Source organism: Corallococcus exercitus (assembly GCF_042231735.1).
GTDB classification, from domain to species: domain Bacteria; phylum Myxococcota; class Myxococcia; order Myxococcales; family Myxococcaceae; genus Corallococcus; species Corallococcus exercitus_B.
Genome location: NZ_CP102577.1, coordinates 2,916,570 through 2,931,094, shown reverse-complemented (window position 1 = coordinate 2,931,094; position 14,525 = coordinate 2,916,570). Strand labels below are relative to the sequence as shown.

Sequence of the window (14,525 nt, the reverse complement as noted above, 5' to 3'; positions counted from 1 at the left end):
CCTCTACATTCCGCGCCCCGCTCGGGGAGGTGGATGGCCGTGGCGAAGTCGGACAAGAACCCCAAGGTGGAGCCCGCCCCGGAGCAGTACGGGGACGTGGTGTCGCGCCTGGAAGAGACGGTGGCGCGGCTGGAAAGCGGCGACCTGTCGCTGGAAGAGTCGCTCAAGGCGTTCGAGGAGGGCATCCGCCTCGTCCGCAGGGGCGAGAAGCTGCTCACGGAGGCCGAGCAGCGCATCGAGCAGCTGCTGGTGGACGAGGATGGCCAGGAGGTCGTCGCGCCGCTGGCGGTGGCGGCCCGGCCCGCTCCCCAGGCAGCCCCCCGGACGGCCGCGCAGGCGCGTCCGCCACCGGAGGACGATGTCCCGTTCTAGGCATCAGGGGAAGGGCGGAGGCCGGGCATGTCGAAGCCGAAGATTACGATTGTCGATGACGACCGCGACACGCGCGAGCTGCTCGCCGAGGCCCTGGGGGCCGAGGGGTTCGAGGTCATGTCCGCGGCCAACGGCCTGCGGCTGGTCGCGTCGCTGGAGCTGCACCGGCCGCACGCCATCCTCCTGGACGTGAACATGTCCTGGATCAACGGCTTCGAGCTGTGTCAGGCCGTGAAGCAGAACAAGCAGTTCCGGGACATCCCCATCATCTTCATCAGCGGGCGGGGAGACCCGGAGGACAAACGGCGCGGCATGGAGGTCGGCGCGGCCGACTACTTCGTGAAGCCGCTGGAGCTGGACGCGCTCGTCAAGCGCATCCGCCAACTCATCCCCGCCGACGTGGCGAAGGAGCCCTGACGCCGATGGCCGCTTTCAACCTGGAACCCTTCATGCGCTCGAGCCAGGCGCGGGTGGAGGCGCTCCTGCGCGAGAGCGCGGACCGCTGGGGCCCCGCGGGCACGCCGCCCCGGCTGGCGGAGTCCATGCGCTACTCGCTGCTCGCGGGTGGCAAGCGCCTGCGCCCGGTGCTGTGCCTGGCCTTCGCGGACGCGGTGGCGAAGTCGAGCACCGACACCGCCGTCGTGCGGGATGCCGCGTGCGCGCTGGAGTACGTGCACACGTACTCGCTGGTGCATGACGACCTGCCCTGCCTGGACAACGACGACCTGCGCCGGGGCGTGCCCACGAACCACAAGGTCCACGGGGAAGCGGTGGCGCTGCTGGCCGGGGACGCGCTGCTCACGGAGGCCTTCACGCTGCTCGCCTCCGGGCCGGAGCCGGTGCGCGGCACGCTGTGCGCGGAGCTGGCGCGCGCGGCGGGCGCGGCGGGCATGGTGGGCGGGCAGGTGCTGGACATCGCGGCGGACCGGGCCGCGACGCTGGACTACCTCCTGCGGCTGCACCGGATGAAGACGGGCGCGCTCATCCTGGCGGCATGCCGGATGGGCGTCCTGGCGGCGGGGGGCGACGCGGCGGCGCTCGCGAGCGCGGTGACGTACGGAGAAGCAGTGGGCCTGGCCTTCCAGATCGCCGACGACGTGCTGGACGTGACGTCGAGCGCGGAGGCCATGGGCAAGCCGGTGGGCGCGGACGCGGAGGCCGGGCGCTTCACCTTCCCGGCGGTGGTGGGGCTGGACGAGTCGCGCCGCATGGCCGCGGACCTGGTGGCCCGGGCGGAGGCGGCGGTGCGCCCGCTGGAGGGCGCGGACGGACCGCTGGCGGCGCTGGCGCGCTACTCGGTGGAGCGGAAGTCCTGATGGCGGACGTGCTGTCCGGAGTGGCGTCTCCCGCGGATGTGCGCGCGCTCCCCGAGGCCGCGCTGCCCGGCCTGTGCGAGGCGCTGCGCGAGGCCATCATCACCACGTGCGGCCGCGTGGGCGGCCACCTGGGCGCGTCGCTGGGCGCGGTGGAGCTGGTGGTGGCCCTCCACCGCGTCTTCCACACGCCGCAGGACGCGCTCCTCTTCGACGTGGGACACCAGGCGTACGCGCACAAGCTGCTCACCGGCCGCCGCGACCGCATGCACACGCTGCGGCAGGCGGGCGGCATCGCGCCGTTCCTGGATCCGCGCGAGAGCCACCACGACGCGCTGGCGGCGGGGCACGCGTGCACGGCCATCTCCGCGGCGCTGGGCCTGCTCGCCGGCCGGCGGCAGCTGGGCCACCCGGGCCACGTGGTCGCCGTGGTGGGCGACGGCGCGCTCACCGGGGGCCTGAGCTTCGAGGGGCTCAACAACGCGGGAGGCAGTCCGCTGCCGCTCGTGGTGGTGCTCAACGACAACCAGATGTCCATCAGCGCGAACGTGGGCGCCATCCCCGCGCTCCTGCGCACGCGCAACGCCCGCGCCTTCTTCGAGTCGCTGGGCTTCACGTACCTGGGCCCGGTGGACGGGCACGACCTGGGGGCGCTCACCCGCGCGCTGCGCGAGGCGAAGGCGTCCTCGCGCCCGGTGGTGGTGCACGCGCTGACGAAGAAGGGGCGCGGCTTTCCACCGGCGGAGGCCGACGAGCAGACGCGCGGCCACGCGATGGGGCCGTACGAGTGGCGCGACGGCAAGCTGGTGCGCTCGCGCGGGGGCCGGCCCACGTTCAGCGAGGCCTTCGCGCAGGTGCTGGGCGAAGCGCTGGAGCGCGACCCGCGCGTGGTGGCCGTGACGCCCGCGATGCTGGAGGGCAGCGCGCTCACCGGCCTGAAGGCGCGTTTCCCGGACCGCGTGCACGACGTGGGCATCGCCGAGCAGCACGCCGTCACCTTCTGCGCGGGGCTGGCCGCGGCGGGGGCGAAGCCGGTCTGCGTCATCTACTCCACCTTCCTCCAGCGCGCGTACGACCAGGTGGTCCACGACGTGTGCCTGCCGGGCCTGCCCGTGGTCTTCGCGGTGGACCGGGCGGGGCTCGTGGGCGCGGACGGCGCCACGCACCAGGGCGCCTACGACGTGTCCTTCCTCCGGCCGCTGCCGGGCCTCACGCAGTGGGCTCCGATGGTGGGCGAGGACCTGGCGCCCATGCTCGCCACCGCGCTCCAGGCGTCCGGGCCTTCCGTGCTGCGCTTCCCGCGAGGCACGCTGCCGGACCTTCCGCTGGAGCTGGCCCAGGCGGAGCCCGAGGTGCCCAGGCCGTCCGCTGGTGCGCCCGCGCCCGTGCAGCCGGCGCCAGACGCGTTCACGGCTTCAGGCGCCCGCTGGCTGAGGCGCGTGCCCGGCTCGCGTCTGACGCTGGTGACGCTCGGGCCGTTGGGGCTGTCCGCGCTGGAGGCTGCTCGCAACGAGCCGGACTGGAGCGTCCTGGACGCGCGCCGGGCGTGGCCCCTGGATGAAGCGGCGCTCCTGGAGGCCGCGGCGGGCGGGCACGTGGTGGTGGCGGAGGAGGGCACCGTCCGGGGCGGCCTGGGCAGCGCGGTGCTGGAGCTGTACGCGGCGGCCGGCATCGCCCCCCGGGTGAAGCTCCTGGGCATGCCGGACGTGTTCCTGCCGCACGGAGACGCGCGGGTGCAGCGCACCCAGCTGGGACTGGACGCGGCGGGCCTGCGGCACGCGGGCCATGCGCTGCTCGGAGAGGAGCGCCGGTGAAGCCGAAGAAGGAACGGCTGGACGTGCTGGTCGTGGAGCGCGGGCTCGCCGAGTCGCGCACCAAGGCCCAGGCGCTCATCCTCGCCGGCCAGGTCGTGGTCGCGGATCAGCGCGTGGACAAGCCCGGCTCCCTGGTCCCCGTGGAAGCCGAGCTGCGCCTCAAGGGCGAGGTGCTGCCGTACGTGTCTCGCGGTGGCCTCAAGCTGAAGGCGGCCATGGACCGCTTCGGCCTGGACGTGACGGGCCGCGTGGGCGCGGACATCGGCGCCAGCACCGGCGGCTTCACCGACTGCCTGCTCCAGCACGGCGCCGTGCGCGTGCACGCCATCGACGTGGGCTACGGCCAGCTCCACGAGAAGCTGCGCGTGGACCCGCGCGTCCGCTCGCGCGAGCGGGTCAACGCGCGCTACCTCACGGACGAGGACCTGCCGGAGAAGGTGGGCGTGGTCGTCATCGACGTGAGCTTCATCTCGCTCACCCAGGTGCTGCCGTCGGTGCTGCCGTTCCTCCTGCCGGGCGGCCTGCTCATCGCCCTGGTGAAGCCCCAGTTCGAGGTGGGGCCGGACCGGGTGGGCAAGGGCGGCGTGGTGCGCGACCCCGCGGCCCGGCAGGACGCCATCGACACCGTGACGGCGTTCGTGCGCGAGCACGGGCTCACCGTGCGCGGGGTGATGGACTCACCCGTGCCCGGGCCCGCCGGCAACGTGGAAGCGCTCCTCGTCGCCGACAGGCCCTGACGGCCACCGTCACGGCCGGACGGCGCGGTAGTCGCTCAGCGGCAGGGCCTGGACCAGGTTGTTGCCCACGCGCATCCACAGCCGCCCGCTGTCATCCACGGAGCAGGACAGGCTGCTGGAGACCTCGTAGCGGAACAGCTCGCCCTTTTCGGCGGAGTCCACCGCGACGATCTCCACGGGCAGGGCGCCGTCCACGTTCGGGGCGTTGAGCAGGTAGAACTCGGGGCTCGTCGCCTGGCCCAGCTGCACCTGCGAGATGCGCAGCTGACCGGACGCGTCCACGGACGTGCGGTTCTTGTTGGTGATGATGCCGTTCGTCGAATCCAGGAACCACACGCGCTGCGTGCCGATGGCCGCCAGCTTCGAGCCCGCGGAGAAGGGCATCAGGAAGTTCAGCGGCACCGGGAACGTGTCGCTGCTCCACTTGAAGGCGGCGCCCTCGCAGCCCTCCAGGTCCGTGGAGCAGGCCTGCACCTTCGACTGGTTGTTGGCGAGGAGGAACGCCACGTAGAGGGTGGACCCGTCCGGGCTGAACGCGGTGACGGGCGGCGCATCCAGCTCGCCGTTGTACGCGAAGATCTTCTTCTCCTGCACGGGCTGCAGCTCCTGGCTCGTGCCGTTCGCGTCGAGGTAGGCCACGATGACCTGCGGCACCTGCGAGAACTCCAGCTGCGCCACGTAGGGCACCAGCACCTGCTGGCCCTTCTCCTGCGGCGGGCTGATGGGGCCCAGCACCGCGCCCTTGTACGTCCACTGGAAGGTGCCGCCGGCGTTGGCATGCTTGAGGCGGGACACCGTGTAGCGGTCGCGCACGAGCGCGTCGCCATTGGCCATCACCGACAGGTGGACCAGGAAGTACGTGGGCGACGTGCGGCCGCTGATGGTGAAGTTGGAGTCCACCGCCACCGCGCCCGAGCCGGGCGTCCACACCCACCGCTTGCCGCTCACCGGGTTGATGCTGGTGATGACCGTGGTCGCGTTGCACGGGATGCCCAGGGTCACCGAGTTGCGGACCTCGCCCGCCGAGTCCACCCGGAAGAGGGTGCCGGTTCCGGTGGTGGGGTTGCCGCACCCGATGAAGGCGACGTTCGCGCCGCTGCCCTCGGCGATGAAGAAGTCCGTCACCACCTGGCCGTTGGGATCCGGGTCCTTGACCACCTTCGTCACCGGCAGGAACGTGGCCGCCTGCGGCTGGGACACGTTGGTCCGGCCGTCAGAGCACGTCGCCCGCGCGTTGAGCGACAGGTTCACGGCGAGGCCGCGGGTGTACTTGATCTCCGTCGACGCCAGCTCGAAGTCCATGGACCCGCTGGTGTAGGGGACCGTCTTGAGGAACGTGTCCCGGTCGTAGATGTCCACCTGCGCCACGGAGTCACACCCGGCCACGATGACCCGCACCGTCAGCGACGGGGCCGCCGTGTTGGGCTGCGGCACGGTGAGGGTCACCACCGGCGGGTCCGGGGTGGGCGGCGGCTTCGGGTCGCCGCAGGCGGCGAACACGGAAGCGCAGAAGGTCAGCGTGGCCAGGAAGGCCCGCTGCGAGAACGGGCGCGAAGGGACGGAGTGCATGGTTTCGCACTCTACCGCGCTCCCTCGGGAAGCGGGCGAGGCCACGCCCCACCTGCTTTCCGCCTCAATCCTGATCGCGAAGGCCGCCGGAAACGGCCACCGACGCCTGCCTGCCCGGCCAGCCTCCGGCCAGGTTGGAAGAGTGGTAAGGGAAGAAAGTGACAGCCTGACTGTTTTCGCGCTGTTCCACCCCATCAAGGGGCTGGGCAGGCGGTCCCGGTCACCAGACCGTCACGCGCGTGCGGGATTCCGGAGGAAGAACACCGGGCCGGGGTATACGTCGCGCGCCTTTCCTCACCCCTCTCGCTCAGGAGAGCCCCGTCCATCCGCTGGCCCGCGGACGGGTTAGACGGCATGATCCGGAATCGAACATGACCCCTTTCGCACCCAACGGGTTTCCGCGACGTCGTTCCCTGGCTGGGCGGGGCGGAGGCGCGCCGTGAGGATCGAGATGTTGTCGTCGGAGCAGCGGGGGCGGGTGCTCGTACTCGCGGCGAAGGCCGCGGGTGACGCGCTGGTGGAGCGGCTCACGGCGAGTGGCTATCAGTGCGCCTCCACCGAACGGGAGACCGGGCTGGCGGAGATGGTGGACCAGCTCCAGCCAGAGGTGGTGCTCCTGGCCGTGACGGCCAAGCGGGCGGCGGAGCTGCTGGAGACGGTGCGCAAGACGGACAAGCTCCAGCGCCTGCCGGTGCTGGTGGACCAGGGCCGTGCCCGTTCCGCGGAGGCCTTCAAGCGGCTGGCGGTGGACGACTTCGTGCGCGGCGCGGATGAGCTGGTGCCCCGGCTGGAGTCCGCCCTGCGCGCCTGGAGGCTGAAGGAGCGCGAGGAGCGCATCCGCATGCGCATGGGGATGCTGCTCGAAATCACCCAGGCGGCCACCAGCTCCCTGGAGCTGGAGGAGATCCTCCGCATCGCGGTGGAGAAGGTCGGCCAGGTCACCGGCACGGACCGCTGCTCCGTGGTGCTGGTGGAGGGCAGCCACGCGCGCACGGCCACGGTCGTCGCGACGCAGGAGGACCCCAGCCTCGTCCAGCTGGACATCGAGGTGGCGCGCTACCCGGAGCTGCGCCGCGCGCTGGAGACGCGGCAGCCCGTGCTGATTGAAGAGGCGCAGCGCGACCCGCTGATGGCGGAGGTGCGCACGTCGCTGCTGCCCCAGGGCGTGAAGTCCATCCTGGTGCAGCCGCTCATCTGCCAGGACGACCTCTTGGGCGCGCTCTTCCTGCGCGTGTCCAAGGGCGAGGCGTCCATCGGGCGCGACGAGCAGGAGTTCGCGGAGGCGGTGGCGGGCGTGCTCGCCAACTCCATCCGCAACGCGCGCCTGCACACGGCGGTGAAGAAGAAGCGCGAGGACCTGGAGCTGGCGTACGTGGAGCGCTACCGCGAGCTCAACGACGCGAACCGCCGCCTCAAGGAGCTCAACCGCCTCAAGGATGAGATCATCGCGGTGTGCAGCCACGACCTGCGCGCCCCGCTCCAGGTGCTCCTGGGGCACGGCCGGCTCCTCCTGGAAGGGCCGCTGGAGGCGCAGCAGAAGCAGTCCGCGGACGCGATGATCCGCCAGGGCCGGAAGATCCTCACCCTGGTCGAGTCCCTGCTGGAGAAGGGCAAGGGCGAGGCGGCGCGGCTGTCCATCGAGCCCCGCGTGCTGGACGTGGCGCAGCTGTGCCGCGACGCCGTGGCGGAGCTGGAAATCCTCGCGGCGGAGAAGGCCGTGGCGCTGCGCTCCGAGTGCCCCGACAGCCTGATGCTGATTGGCGACGAGGTGAAGCTGCACGAGGTGCTGCAGAACCTCATCAGCAACGCCATCCAGCACGCCAGCGATCCGGGCTCGGTCGTGGTGCGCACGCAGCGGCTGTCCCGCCCGGATGGCGACGCGGTGCGCGTCATGGTGAGCGACAACGGGGTGGGCATCCCCCCGGACGAGCTGCACCTCGTGTTCGACCGCTACCGCCACGGGCCCAAGGGCACGGGGCTGGGGCTGGCCATCTGCAAGGAGTTCGTGGAGCTGCACGGCGGTGAAATCTGGGCGGAGAGCCCGGCCGACGGCGGCTGCACCTTCGTCTTCACGCTGCCGCTGGCGCAGGAAGCCGCGCGCAACCCCCGGCCGCAGCCCGCGCCCGGCGCCGCGCCCGAGCAGCCGCGCGTGCTGGTGGTGGAGGACGAGCCGGAGATCGCGGCCGTGCTGTCGGAGGTGCTGCGCTCGAAGTACCGCGTGGAGGTGGCGCGCGACGGCGCGGAGGGCCTGGCGAAGGCGCGGGCGTCCCGGCCGGACCTGGTGGTCATGGACGTGTTCCTGCCCAAGCTGGACGGCCTGGACGCGGCCATGGCGCTCAAGTCCTCGTCGGACACGGCGCACATCCCCGTCATCCTGCTGTCCGCCCACCAGGGCGTGGCCGACAAGGTCCGCGCGCTCAACCTGGGCGCGGTGGACTACATGGCCAAGCCCTTCAACGCGGTGGAGCTGCTCAACCGCACCGAGCGCGCGCTCAAGCTGCGCCAGGGTGAGAAGGACCAGCAGGACAAGACGAACTCGCTCCAGCGGCGCACCGGCAGCGACCCGGCGACGGGCCTGCTCGACCGCCGCGGCCTGCTCCTGCGGCTGGAGCAGGAGGTGGCCCGCAGCCGGCGCTACCACCGCGCCCTCACGCTGGCGGTGCTCCGTCCGGACCGCGAGCTGGAGGAGATGCCGCCCAACATGGGGGACGTGATGCGCAAGCGCGTGCGCCACCCGGACTCCATCGCCCACCTGGGACTGGGCGTCTTCGCGGTGGTGCTGCCCGAGTGCAACGCGGACGCGGCGCGCACGGTCATCAACCGCCTGATGCCGGACGTGGAGAAGGTGACCTCCATCGAGTACCGGGCCGCCATGGCGGACGTCAGCCAGGACAGCGATCCGGTGGAGAAGCTGCTGGAGAAGCTGGGGGCGCCTCCGCCCGAGGTCCACTAGCCCGCGTGCGCCCGCTCCCGCTCCTCAGCCGTGCCGCCGTGTTGTGCCTCGCGCTGGCCGCCGGAGGTTCGGGGGCCGCGCCCGCGAGGAAGGCCCCGGCCCCGCACGTCGACCGCGAGGCGATGCGCGAGGCCATGGACGCGAGCAACCGCGACGACGAGCCGTCCGCGTCGTCCGCCAGCTACGCGCACTACCTCCAGTCGCGGCTCATGCACCTGGAGGGCAACCACCGGGGCGCGGTGGACGAGCTGCGGCTGGCGCTCGCCACCGACGACGGCAACCCGAACCTCCTCACCCAGCTGGGCGAGGAGTACGCGCGCCTGGGCGACCTGGCGCGCGCCGAGCGCGAGCTGCGCCGCGCCGTGGAGAAGGCCCCCAAGCACTACGCCGCTCACGTGCTCCTGGGCCGGGTGCTGATGGAGTCCGGCCGTGCGCCGCGCGCCCGCCAGCACCTGCGCCGCGCGGTGGCCCTGCGCCCCCGCGACCCGGAGGCGTACCTCGTCCTGTCGCAGCTGTACCTCGACGCGAAGGACCCCGACGAGGCGGTGAAGGTCGTGGAGGCGCTGGCCCACGCGCTGCCGGGGGAGCCCTCCGGCTACCGGCGGCTGGGGCTCGTCCTGGCCGAGCGCGGCGACGCGGCCCGCGCCGAGCGCCTGCTCGCGAAGGCCGCCGAGCGCGACCCGGGCGACGTGGAGGTGTGGTCCACGCTGGCCCGCCTCCACGAGGAGTCCGGCCGGGCGAGGGACGCGGAGGACGCGCTGGCCCGCGCGCTGGAGGCGGATCCGGACAGCCGCGAGGTGCTGCTGTCGGCGGGCCGCGCCGCGCTGAAGGGCGGGTCGGTGACGCGGGCGCGGGCGTACTTCGACCGGCTGCTGTCGCTGTCCGCGTCGCCGGAGCTGGCCGTGCGGGTGGCCTTCAGCTACCTGGCCTCGGGCGAGCCCGCCGCCGCGAAGGAGGTGCTGGACGCCGCGCGCAAGGACGCGCCGGACGAGCCCCGGCTGGCGTACTACGCGGGCCTCGTCGCGGAGCGGACGCGCCGCTTCACCGTCGCCGCCGCGGACTTCGCCAGCGTGCCCCCGGACTCGGAGGTGTTCCCGGACGCCCGCGTGCGCCAGGCCCGCTGCCTGTCGCTGGCGGGGGACCATCCGCGCGCGCTGGCCCTCTACCGTGCCGCCATGGCGGAGGCGCCCGATGACGTGGAGGTGCGCGTCGGCTACGCCCGGGCGCTGGAGCGGAGCGGGGCGGCCGCGAAGGCGGAAGGCGTGCTGCGCGAGGCGCTGGCGGGGCAGGGTGGGGCGATGGCGTACGACGCGCTGGCCACCCTGCTGGAGCGCCAGGGCCGGGCCCCGGATGCGCTCGCGCTCCTGCGGGACGCCGTGGCCAAGGCGCCCAGGAACCAGGACCTGCAGTTCGCCCTGGGCACCCTGCTGGAGCGCCAGGGGGACGTGGAGGGGGCGCTGTCGCGCATGCGGGCGGTGCTGGCGCTGAAGCCGGACCACTCCGCGGCGCTGAACTTCATGGGCTACGTGCTGGCGCAGCGGGGCCGGGACCTGGACGAGGCGGAGCGGCTGGTGCGCCGCGCGCTGGCGCTCCGGCCCGACGACGCCGCCTACGTGGACTCGCTGGGGTGGGTGCACTTCCAGCGCGGCGAAGCGAGGAAGGCCGTGGAGGTCCTGGAGTGCGCGGTGGACCTGTCCCCGGACGAACCCGCCATCCTGGAGCACCTGGGGGACGCCTACCTCAAGGCGGGCCGCGCCCCGGAGGCCGCCCGGGTCTGGAAGCGCGCGCTGGAGGTGCTGACGCTGGAGCCGGAGGCCGCCGAGCCCGCGGATCAGCGCACCTCCCTGGAGCGCAAGTTGAAGGCGCTACCCTCGACGGCGCCGGGCCGCTAAGGTCCCGGGCTCATGGCCCGCCACGACGAAGGCTTCTTCACCGGGAAGGACAACACCCGGCTGTTCTGGACGCTGGACCTCCCGGACGCGGAGCCCCGCGCGCACGTCGCCATCGTCCACGGCTACGGCGACCACATCGGCCGCTACCGGCCCGTCATCGACGCGCTGGTGCAGGACGGCTTCGCCGTGCACGGCTTCGACTACCGGGGCCATGGCCGCGCGGACGGCCGGCGCGCCTACGCCAGCAAGTGGACCGAGTTCCTCGACGACCTGGACGGCTTCTGGCAGCGCGTGCGCAAGGCCGCGGGCTCGCAGAAGATCTTCCTCCTGGCCCACAGCCACGGCGGGCTGATGGCCGCGCACGCCCTGGCCGGGAGGCTGGACGGCCTCTCCGGCGCCATCCTCTCCGCGCCCTACCTCAAGCTGGCCATCACCCCGCCGGCCGCGAAGGTCATGGCCGCGCGCATGGTGGGCACGTTGGTGCCCTGGATGAAGGTCCCCTCGGGCCTGGCCCCGGAGATGCTCAGCACCGACCCGGAAATCCAGAAGGCAGTCGGGGCGGACCCGCTGTACGTCCCCTTCGCCACGCCCCGCTGGTTCGTGGAGTCCACGGCCGCCCAGGCGCAGACGCTCGCGCTGGCGCCGAAGATTCAAGTGCCGCTGTTCGTGCTGTGCGGCCAGGAGGACGGGGTGGCGCTGCCGGCGGCGGCCCGGTCCTTCTTCGAGGCGGCGGGGACGGCGGACAAGAAGTTCAAGGAGTACCCCGGCATGCGGCATGAGCCGCTCAACGAGCGGGACCGCGCGACGGTGTTCCAGGACATCTCCGGCTGGATCTCCGCGCATCTCTGACATAATCAGGTCGCCCCGCTCCCACTGGAGCAGGCGCTGGCGAGGATCACCTCATGGCACAGGGTGAAACGGGCATCATTGGCAAGGGCATCGTCATCAGGGGCAACCTCACGGGCGGAGGGGACCTGGTCATCGAAGGGCGTGTGGAGGGGCAGATTGCCCTCAAGAACCACCTCACCATCGAAGGCACCGGCAAGGTCCAGGCGGACATCCGCGCCGAGGAACTGACCATCAACGGCGAGGCGAGCGGCAACATCGACGCTTCCACGCGCGTGGCCATCAACGCCTCGGCGAAGGTGGCGGGCGACATCAAGGCCCCGCGGGTCATCATCGAGGACGGCGCCGTGTTCAACGGCTCCATCGAGATGGACGTGAAGTTGCCGGACGACATCTAGCATCCACCGGGGTCCGTCCCACGGGCCCCCCAGGCGCACAGCTTCGAGCAAGGCGGACAACACTCATGGCGAATACGGTCATTGGTTCGAGCATCGTCATCGACGGGGAGATTTCCGGTGACGAGGACCTGGTCATCCAGGGCACCGTGAAGGGGAAGATCTCCCTCAAGGAGAGCCTCTACGTGGAGGGCTCGGGCGTCGTCGAGGCGGACATCGAGACGCAGAACGTGGAGATCGCCGGGCGCGTGACGGGCAACATCGTCGCCAGCGACAAGGTGGAGCTGAAGACGGACTGCCGCGTGGTGGGCGACATCAAGGCCCCGCGCATCCTCATCGCCGACGGTGCCTCCTTCAAGGGCAACGTCGACATGGACATGAAGGAGCGCTGATCCGTGGCCACCGCCAAGGAGCTTGCAGGCAACACCGTCGACAACACCGTGGTGGGGCCCTCCATCCTCATCAGCGGTCGGCTCACGGGTGACGAGGACCTCACGGTCCGCGGCCGCGTCGAGGGTGAGCTCACCCTCAGCCGCACCCTCATCGTGGAGCCGTCCGGCGTGGTGAAGGCCAACGTGGCGGTGAAGAACGCCATCGTCAGCGGCGTGGTGGTGGGCAACATCAACGCCACCGAGAGCGTGGAGCTCACCCGCGAAGGCCGCATGGTGGGCGACATCCGCGCCCCCCGCGTCATCATCGTGGACGGCGCCAGCTTCCGCGGCCGCGTGGACATGGGCGACGTGGAGCCGGGCCGACTGCCGTCCGAGCGCCCCGCCGTGGCCCGTCCCCAGGCGGTGACGCGTCCCACGGTGCGCCCGGGCGCCACCCCGCCGCGTCCTCCGACGCCGCCGGCCGCCCCGCCGCGCACCGCCCCGACGCCGCCCCCGCCGCCCGCGCGCACTCCGGCCGCGACGACGGCGCCGGCCACCGTCGTGGCCCGTCCGTCAGCCAAGCCGCTGCCGCCACCCCCGCCGCCCGCCGCGACCACGGCCCGGGCTCCGGAGCCCCAGCGCCCGGCGTCCACTGAGCAGGCGAGCAGTGCTGGCGCGCCCGTGCCCCGCGTGATGGGTGCTGGCGCGAAGAAGAAGGTCGTGGTGAAGAAGTCCCGTTAGAGCCCGCCCGCCGCGCCGTCGTTTCCGGCGGCGCGGGGGTGGAACAACCGGGGGTGCCACCATGGACGCCGAGCACAGGGCCGAGGGACAGGAAGGGATGCCGGGCACACCTGGGGAGAACGCGACGCCGTCCCAGCAGGAGGGCGCGGCCGACGCGTCCCCGCCGAAGCACGGCGAGGGCGCGAGTGGAGACGTGACGCCGGAAGGCGCCGTCCAGACGGACCTGCCCGGAGAGGGTGGGCAGACCATGGGCACCACGAGCAGCACGGAGGCCGGCACGGCCGCCGCCGAGGCCAGTGGCTCGTCGCACGGCACGGAGGCGAGCACGGCCGGGAGCGAGGGCAGCTCCGCGAGCGGACACGTCGCGAGCACGGCCAGCGGCGAGGGCAGTGGCTCCGCGAACGCAGCCGATGCGAGCACGGCCGGGAGCGAGGGCAGTGGCTCCTCGACTGGACATGTCGCGAGCGCGGCGGGTGGCGAGGGCAGCGGCTCCTCGGGCGGAGCGGATTCCGGCGAGGCAAGCGGCGCGGGCGGTGGGACGGAGGCCGGCGTGGCGGGTGGTGCCGGAGCTGAAGCCCACGGCGAAGCCCGGCAGGGCGAGGGCACGGGGAGCGGCGAGGAGGCCTCCACGGGCCCCGGCCGCTACGTGGAGCTGGCCTCGGGCGAGCGCGTGCAGGACGCCTCCGGCACGGGCAGCGACGGCGGCGGCGAGGTGAAGGACGTGCTGGCGGAGCCGCGCTCCGGTCCGGTGTCGGGCGCGGACGACGCGCTCCTGAGCGCCGGCATCTGGGACGTGGCGAGCCGCGCGAGCCAGGAGGAAGCGGGCTCCGGCGCGGGTTCGGAAGCAGGCTCCAACGAAGATTCGGCGACCCCGGAAGGGGAGCCCCACGCGGAGGCCATCGAGCCGCGCGTGATGGGACAGGTGACGGCGATGGTGTTGCCGCTGGAGCGACTGGAGGAGGACACCACCTTCCGTCTGCGGGACGAAGGCGACGTGTCCGAGCTGGCCACGGACCTGGCGCGACTGGGCCAGCTGTTCCCGGTGGACGTGCGCCCGCGGGGCGAGGACCGCTACCAGCTCATCTGCGGCTTCCGGCGCGTGGCGGCGCTGCGCTTCCTCAAGCGCGACCAGGTCCAGGTGCGCGTGCACGAGGAGCTGTCCGACGAGGACGCGCTCCTGTTGTCCCTGGCGGAGGCCATCCACGCCTCGCCGGTGGAGCACGACGTGCTGGAGGCCAAGCGCGAGTCGCTGGAGGCCGAAGGCCGGCTGACGGCGCCGGTGCGCGACATGCTGGAGAAGGCGCTCGCCACGGAAGAGACGCTGGCGCCGGAGGGCGTCGAGGAAGAGATCGACGCGGACGAGCTGGCGGTGGACGTCGCGCAGCGCATGGGCGCCCTCAACCAGGACCTCTCGCTGCTCGCGGACGTGTTCGCCGCGCTGGATGAATCGCGCAAGGCGGAGCTGCTGATGCAGCTGCGCTACTCGGCGCAGCTGGTGGCGTACCTGGAGGGTCTGTAGCCC

General features: G+C 72.6%; 13 protein-coding genes. 12 read left to right on the top strand and 1 reads right to left on the bottom strand.

Translation table 11 applies throughout. The annotated features are described in order from the left end of the window. Positions 1–33: 33 nt before the first annotated feature. The 5 genes from xseB to NR792_RS11035 are packed head-to-tail and all read left to right on the top strand — an operon-like array spanning position 34 to position 4,236. Positions 34–372 carry an exodeoxyribonuclease VII small subunit gene (xseB, locus tag NR792_RS11055; protein ID WP_120528859.1) on the top strand — a complete coding sequence of 113 codons (339 nt, stop codon included), beginning with the start codon at positions 34–36 and terminating at the stop codon, positions 370–372. A gap of 27 nt (positions 373–399) precedes the next feature. Next, the gene (locus NR792_RS11050; protein WP_120528860.1) at positions 400–789 is read left to right on the top strand and encodes a PleD family two-component system response regulator; all 390 of its coding nucleotides are present in this window, start codon (positions 400–402) and stop codon (positions 787–789) included. Positions 790–794: 5 nt separating this feature from the next. After that, positions 795–1,688 carry a polyprenyl synthetase family protein gene (locus NR792_RS11045; RefSeq protein WP_375760026.1) on the top strand — a complete coding sequence of 298 codons (894 nt, stop codon included), beginning with the start codon at positions 795–797 and terminating at the stop codon, positions 1,686–1,688. Next, positions 1,688–3,499, top strand: a complete 1,812-nt coding sequence (locus NR792_RS11040; RefSeq protein ID WP_375760025.1) for a 1-deoxy-D-xylulose-5-phosphate synthase — start codon at positions 1,688–1,690, stop codon at positions 3,497–3,499. Before NR792_RS11045 ends, NR792_RS11040 begins: the two co-directional genes overlap by 1 nt. Then, a complete protein-coding gene (locus NR792_RS11035; protein ID WP_375760024.1) occupies positions 3,496–4,236 on the top strand; it encodes a TlyA family RNA methyltransferase in 741 nt (246 codons plus the stop codon). The genes NR792_RS11040 and NR792_RS11035 overlap by 4 nt, the downstream gene beginning before the upstream one ends. A gap of 9 nt (positions 4,237–4,245) precedes the next feature. Here the strand turns inward: NR792_RS11035 and NR792_RS11030 are convergent, their stop codons facing one another. Then, positions 4,246–5,805, bottom strand: a complete 1,560-nt coding sequence (locus tag NR792_RS11030; protein WP_375760023.1) for a hypothetical protein — start codon at positions 5,803–5,805, stop codon at positions 4,246–4,248. Positions 5,806–6,259: 454 nt separating this feature from the next. Here NR792_RS11030 and NR792_RS11025 point away from each other — a divergent pair, with 454 nt between their 5' ends. From NR792_RS11025 to NR792_RS10995, 7 genes are all read left to right on the top strand, one after another. Continuing rightward, positions 6,260–8,758 carry an ATP-binding protein gene (locus NR792_RS11025; protein WP_375761600.1) on the top strand — a complete coding sequence of 833 codons (2,499 nt, stop codon included), beginning with the start codon at positions 6,260–6,262 and terminating at the stop codon, positions 8,756–8,758. Positions 8,759–8,763: 5 nt separating this feature from the next. Further along, positions 8,764–10,650 (top strand): tetratricopeptide repeat protein, encoded by a 1,887-nt coding sequence (locus NR792_RS11020; protein WP_375760022.1) that lies wholly within the window; start codon positions 8,764–8,766, stop codon positions 10,648–10,650. Positions 10,651–10,662: 12 nt separating this feature from the next. Then, on the top strand, positions 10,663–11,499 hold the full coding sequence (locus NR792_RS11015) for an alpha/beta hydrolase (protein WP_375760021.1): 837 nt from the start codon (positions 10,663–10,665) through the stop codon (positions 11,497–11,499). A 53-nt stretch (positions 11,500–11,552) separates the two neighbouring features. Beyond that, the gene (bacN, locus tag NR792_RS11010; protein WP_014397642.1) at positions 11,553–11,894 is read left to right on the top strand and encodes a bactofilin BacN; all 342 of its coding nucleotides are present in this window, start codon (positions 11,553–11,555) and stop codon (positions 11,892–11,894) included. Between the two features lie 65 nt (positions 11,895–11,959). Further along, positions 11,960–12,283 carry a polymer-forming cytoskeletal protein gene (locus NR792_RS11005; protein WP_002636698.1) on the top strand — a complete coding sequence of 108 codons (324 nt, stop codon included), beginning with the start codon at positions 11,960–11,962 and terminating at the stop codon, positions 12,281–12,283. 3 nt (positions 12,284–12,286) lie between these two features. Beyond that, positions 12,287–13,003 carry a bactofilin BacP gene (bacP, locus tag NR792_RS11000; RefSeq protein ID WP_375760020.1) on the top strand — a complete coding sequence of 239 codons (717 nt, stop codon included), beginning with the start codon at positions 12,287–12,289 and terminating at the stop codon, positions 13,001–13,003. Between the two features lie 97 nt (positions 13,004–13,100). After that, complete coding sequence (locus NR792_RS10995) at positions 13,101–14,522, top strand: ParB/RepB/Spo0J family partition protein (RefSeq protein WP_375760019.1); 1,422 nt, start codon at positions 13,101–13,103, stop codon at positions 14,520–14,522. The last annotated feature ends 3 nt before the right edge of the window (positions 14,523–14,525 follow it).

Coding starts and splice junctions, on each gene's coding strand:
- NR792_RS11005 (WP_002636698.1), top strand. CDS start 11,960: ATGGCGAATACGGTCATTGGTTCGAGCATCGTCATCGACGGGGAGATT.
- xseB (WP_120528859.1), top strand. CDS start 34: ATGGCCGTGGCGAAGTCGGACAAGAACCCCAAGGTGGAGCCCGCCCCG.
- NR792_RS11030 (WP_375760023.1), bottom strand. CDS start 5,805: ATGCACTCCGTCCCTTCGCGCCCGTTCTCGCAGCGGGCCTTCCTGGCC.
- NR792_RS11040 (WP_375760025.1), top strand. CDS start 1,688: ATGGCGGACGTGCTGTCCGGAGTGGCGTCTCCCGCGGATGTGCGCGCG.
- NR792_RS10995 (WP_375760019.1), top strand. CDS start 13,101: ATGCCGGGCACACCTGGGGAGAACGCGACGCCGTCCCAGCAGGAGGGC.
- NR792_RS11050 (WP_120528860.1), top strand. CDS start 400: ATGTCGAAGCCGAAGATTACGATTGTCGATGACGACCGCGACACGCGC.
- bacN (WP_014397642.1), top strand. CDS start 11,553: ATGGCACAGGGTGAAACGGGCATCATTGGCAAGGGCATCGTCATCAGG.
- NR792_RS11015 (WP_375760021.1), top strand. CDS start 10,663: ATGGCCCGCCACGACGAAGGCTTCTTCACCGGGAAGGACAACACCCGG.
- NR792_RS11045 (WP_375760026.1), top strand. CDS start 795: ATGGCCGCTTTCAACCTGGAACCCTTCATGCGCTCGAGCCAGGCGCGG.